We start from the raw sequence: 4,497 nt of genomic DNA, 5'->3' as shown, positions 1-4,497 counted from the left end.
AGATGTGTATAAGAGACAGCTCCATGGCAAGCAGGGGGTCTGCGGGCACCTGGACCGGGGACGGATTCCGGGCGGCCGCGTCGGCGCTGACCGCTGATGCTGCCAGCGTCCGGAACAGGGACGGGGCGCGTCGTTTGACGTTCAGCCCGCCCGGGAGGATTCCCTCGGCAGCGCAGCCGTTGTCCACGCATTCGCGCATGACCGCCCACAGCGCCAGGAGCTTGTCCCGGAGTTCGGCTTCGCTGCGCCAGAGAAGTTCGTTGGCGAGCATGACGTCGGAGATGGACATGTCCTCGCGCCGGCAGATTGTCAGGAGCTCGTCGGCGGTGGTGAAGGGGTACGGCAGAACGGTGTCGTCCGCCACCACCTGGTCAGCCCCCTGTGCGGTGCCGTCAACGACGAAGCCGCCGCCGATCGAGTAGTAGCTGCGTTCCTTCAGGACTGCCCCGGTGTGGTCCAGTGCCCGGAAAGTCATGCCGTTGGGGTGGGCCGGCAGGGACTTGCGGCGGTGCAGCACCACGTCCTCGTCCCAGTTGAAGTCCACCCGGTGGTCCCCGCCGATCCGGAGCTCGGCATCCAGGGCGGCGGCCGCCACCTGGTCATCGGCTGTTCCGGTGTCCACCGTCTCGGGGGCCTGGCCCTGCAGGCCCAGGACTACGGCCTTGTCCGAGCCGTGGCCCCGGCCCGTGGCGCCGAGGGAACCGAACAGTTCGGCCTGCACCCTCGCGGTCGCGCTCAGCTGCCCGTCGCTTTTGAGCCCGTCCGCGAACCGCTTGGCCGCCCGCATCGGGCCGACCGTGTGGGAGGAGGACGGCCCGATGCCAACAGAAAACAAATCCAGGACGCTAAGCGCCATCAGGGGACCTCGGGGGACGCGTATTCGCGCATGGCATCCAGGAGCCAGCGCCCCAGGAACTCCGCAAAGGAGGCGCGCGGGAAGATCCGGTAGGCCTCGTCCGCGGTCTTCCACAGAATGGCCGGGATCCCGCCGATCTCCGTGGACAGCGCCGTGCCGGCCGTGAAGACGCGGGGGTGCAGATCCAAGGAGCAGCCCTTCTCCAGGACAGCCCGCGCCCGGGGACCAAAGAGTTCGAACGTGGTGCGGTTGGCGGAGAGATCCACCACCTGGCCCGCGCCGTCGCCCAGGGCATCGAACAGCGCGCCGGGCAGGTCTCCGCCCAGGCTTTCATGGGATTCCGCGGGGGCCACGAGCAGGAATTCGCTCGGACCCAGCCACAGCACTGCGGTGCTGCCGCTGCCGCGGACCTCACCTGACGCGGACGGCAGGCCGCCGGTCAGGGTGCCCAGCCGCTCCCCGGCGTCGCCGGCCGGATCGACCCGGAGCCCGGCCATGGTCAGGAACGGCACCTCCCGCAGCTCCACGGTGCCCGCCACAGATCCGGCCTCAAAGGCTGTCCTGAGCGGTGACGCCGGACTCTTCCGGAGGGTCTGGATCTTCTTGGAATTTTCGAGTGCTGCTGTGTCAGCCATCTTTGCGGGCCCCTTCGGAGTCAAAAAGTACGGTTTCTGCGACGACAACGTCCACCAGCTGGTCCCCGGCGGCGGCCACCAGGATTTCGCCGATGCGGTTGCGGCCGTTCTTGATCAGGGCGAGGGCAAACGATCTGCCCAGCGCCGCACTGTGGTAGCTCGAGGTCACGAATCCCTGCATCGGGACGGGGCCGTAGGCGGGATTGACGGTGATGCCCTGCTCCACCAGCTGGGTGCCCTCGGGCAGCCGGATCGTGCCGTCCACGGGGAGGACACTGACCAGGTGCTTGCGGTCGGTGCGGCCGGCGTCCTTGCGGTCGTAGGACCGCTTGCCGATGAAGTCCTTGACCTTGGAGACGACCCATTCCATGCCGGCGTCCTGCGGGGTGACGGTCCCGTCGGTGTCCTGGCCGACGATCGGGTACCCCTTCTCCGCGCGGAGCACGTGCATGGTTTCGGTGCCGTACGGGGTGATGTTGAATTCGGCCCCGGCCGCTGCCACGGCTTCCCAGGTGTTCAGCCCGTACCAGGACGGCACGTTGATTTCGTAGGCCAGCTCACCGGAGAACGAGATCCGGCAGATCCGGGCCCGGACGCCGGACGCGAGGGTGGTTTCGCGGAAGGTCATGAACGGGAAGGCCTCGGCCTCGAGGCCGCCGTCGGCCGCCAGGTCCGGGGCCAGTTTCGCCACGACGGCGCGGGACTTGGGCCCGACGACGGCGATGGTGGACCACTGCTCCGTGACGGAGGTGCAGTGCACGTCCAGTTCCGGCCATTCGGTCTGCAGCCATTCCTCCAGCCAGTCCAGGACCTTGGCGGCGCCGCCGGTGGTGGTCGTCATAAAGAACCGGTCCGGATCGAGGCGGAGCGTGACGCCGTCGTCGAAGATCATGCCGTCGGGGGTGCACATCACGCCGTAGCGGGCCGAACCCGGCGCCAGCTTCTTGAACGCGTTGGTGTAGATGCGGTTCAGGAACTCGCCCGCATCCTTGCCGCGGATCTCGATCTTGCCCAGGGTGGTGGCATCCATGAAGCCCACCGATTCCCGGACCGCCGCGCATTCGCGCAGCACCGCGGCGTCCATGTCCTCACCGGCCTGCGGGTAGTACCAGGGACGCTTCCACTGCCCGACGTCCTCGAAGAGGGCGCCGTGGGCGACATGCCAGGGGTGGATGGAGGTCAGGCGGGCCGGGTCGAAGAGCTCTCCGCGCTGGCGTCCGGCCAGGGCCGCGAACGCCACGGGGGTGAAGGGGGCACGGTACGCGGTGGTCCCGATGTCCCCGATGCCGCGGGACGCTTCGCCCGCCTGCCGCAGGGCCGCGGCGATGACACCGATGGCGTTCACCCCGGAGGTCTTGCCCTGGTCGTTGGCGGTGCTGATCGAGGTGTAGCGCTTGACGTGTTCCACCGAGCGCATGCCGGCCCCGGTGGAGCGCAGGACGTCGGCCACGGACTGGTCGCGCTGGAAGTCCACGAAGTGGTGGTGCCAGTCGTCCGGGCCGCCTTCCTGCCCGGGGACCAGCCAGAGCTGGCGGGTCGGGGCCGACGCCTTCGGCTCGGAAATGACCAGCGGATCGGCGGCTGCGCCGGAGTTTTCAGGGTCGAGGCCGGCGGCGCCGGCCGCCGCTGCCCCGGCGGAGATGCCCTCTGCGATGCAGTCGCCGAGTTCAAAGCTGCCGCGGCCGGCACCGGCCACCTGCTGGTTGGGGACGATGCTGCTGGGGACGAACGCAGCCAGGTCATCGTCCCAGCGGATCTTGCCCTGGCGCTGGGAGTGCAGGTGCACCACGGGGGACCATCCGCCGGAGACGGCGAGCAGGTCGCAGGCGAGCTGTTCGACGCCGGAGGTGAGTTCGCCGTCGTCGTTGATGCTCCGGACGGTGACGCCGACGAGCCGGCCGTCGCCGGATTCAGCAGCGGTGGTGTCGGCCACGGTGCTGCCGATCAGCACGCGGGTGCCGGCCGCGGCCGCTGCGGCGGCCGTTTCGCTCAGCTGCGGTCGGGCGTCCACGACGGCTTCGACGCGGATGCCGGCGGCCACCAGGTCCGCGGCAAGGCTGTAGGCGCTGTCGTTGGTGGTGCTGATGACCACCCGCGAACCGGCGGCCACGGCGTAGCGGTTGAGGTAGCTGCGGACGGCGGAGGCGAGCATGATGCCGGGACGGTCGTTGTTTTCGAAGACCAGCGGGCGTTCGTGGGCGCCCGGGGCCAGGATGACCTGGGCGGCGCGGATGTGCCAGATCCGCTGGCGGGACACGCCGGGCGCGGCCGGGGTCAGGAGGTGGTCCGTCCGGTTCTGCGCCGCGATGACGTAGTTGGAGTCGTAGGAGCCGAAGGCGGACGTGCGGTTCAGGACTGTGCACTCGGCCGCGGAGATCAGTTCGGCTTCAACGTTGGATACCCAGTCCAGGGCGGGGACCCCTTCGATGCTCTCCGCGAGGGCCGGATCGGTGGATCCGGAGAGCAGCGAGCCGCCCAGCTCAGGTTGGTCGTCGATGAGGATGACGCGGGCGCCGGCACGGACGGCTTCGCGTGCCGCGGCCAGGCCTGCGGGGCCGCCGCCGACCACGAGGACGTCGGTGTGGACGTACTTCTTGTCGTACTCGGCGCGGTCCTCGTCCGGGTCCAGCTTTCCGAGTCCGTTGAGGAGCTCGGCGCTGAGCCCGTCCACGAGGGTCACCGTGGTGGCGGGGAGCATGGACTCGGCCACGTGGCCCGGGAACCGGGCGGCGACCTTGACGAGGGCGTTGGATTCCTCGACGCCGGCGGACATGATGCCGCGGGGGCGGTCCTCGTACAGGGAGTTGCCTGCGGCGATCCGGCCGTTCGCCAGCAGGGCGGAGGCGAGGGTGTCGCCCGGGTGGCCGGTGTATTCACGGCCGTCCAGGCTGAAGCGCCAGGTGACGCTGCGGTCAATGCGTCCGCCGGTGGACAGGCGCGCGGGCTGCGGCTGAGCGGTCATTTGATGGCTCCTTCGGGGGAGACGGGGGTGGTGACGGTGGGGGC

3 protein-coding genes are annotated in these 4,497 nt (G+C 69.6%); all 3 read right to left on the bottom strand.

Annotation, left to right across the window (positions count from 1 at the left end):
- A partial coding sequence (locus BJQ90_RS18805) for a serine dehydratase beta chain (protein WP_413463717.1) occupies window positions 1–856 on the bottom strand: 856 nt, incomplete at its 3' end.
- Window positions 856–1,491 (bottom strand): sarcosine oxidase subunit gamma, encoded by a 636-nt coding sequence (locus BJQ90_RS18800; protein ID WP_226761726.1) that lies wholly within the window; start codon window positions 1,489–1,491, stop codon window positions 856–858. The genes BJQ90_RS18805 and BJQ90_RS18800, both read right to left, overlap by 1 nt.
- The gene (locus BJQ90_RS18795; RefSeq protein WP_226761725.1) at window positions 1,484–4,453 is read right to left on the bottom strand and encodes a 2Fe-2S iron-sulfur cluster-binding protein; all 2,970 of its coding nucleotides are present in this window, start codon (window positions 4,451–4,453) and stop codon (window positions 1,484–1,486) included. The genes BJQ90_RS18800 and BJQ90_RS18795 overlap by 8 nt, the downstream gene beginning before the upstream one ends.
- Window positions 4,454–4,497: the final 44 nt, after the last annotated feature.

Source organism: Arthrobacter sp. SO3 (assembly GCF_020532825.1).
In the GTDB taxonomy this organism is placed as follows: domain Bacteria; phylum Actinomycetota; class Actinomycetes; order Actinomycetales; family Micrococcaceae; genus Arthrobacter.
The sequence above is the reverse complement of the archived record's forward strand: the minus strand, read 5'-3'. Positions and strand labels throughout refer to the sequence as shown.